Origin of the sequence: Pantoea sp. SIMBA_079 (genome assembly GCF_046940275.1) — a bacterium.
GTDB classification, from domain to species: Bacteria; Pseudomonadota; Gammaproteobacteria; order Enterobacterales; family Enterobacteriaceae; genus Pantoea; species Pantoea borealis.
In genome coordinates this window covers 1-255 of record NZ_JAWRYR010000595.1, presented here as the reverse complement: position 1 = coordinate 255, position 255 = coordinate 1, and the positions used below count along the sequence as shown (strand labels likewise).

The 255-nt window shown below is 65.1% G+C and carries 1 protein-coding gene; it reads right to left on the bottom strand.

From position 1 onward, the window contains the following. On the bottom strand, positions 1 to 255 hold a 255-nt coding region (locus SB719_RS21320), incomplete at both ends, for an amidohydrolase family protein (RefSeq protein ID WP_412159912.1).

Genomic DNA, 255 nt, shown 5'->3' with positions numbered 1-255 from the left:
CTCGAGTCCCTTCCGGTTATAGAGGCCCGATGTGTAGAGGTGCAGCACGAACACCGGGGTGTCAGGCGCAGCCGCTGTCAGCTCCTCGGGTGTGGGCATCCGCTTCTCGGCGAACTGGTAAGGCGACCAGCCGCCGACCACGCGCACCCATTCGCCTTCGGGTGTGACCTTGGCGGCCTCACGCACCATGTCAAGCGCCTGCGCCAAAGTGGAGACGCCATCCCATCGCAGCTCGGCAGAGTAGTAGCGCGCTTC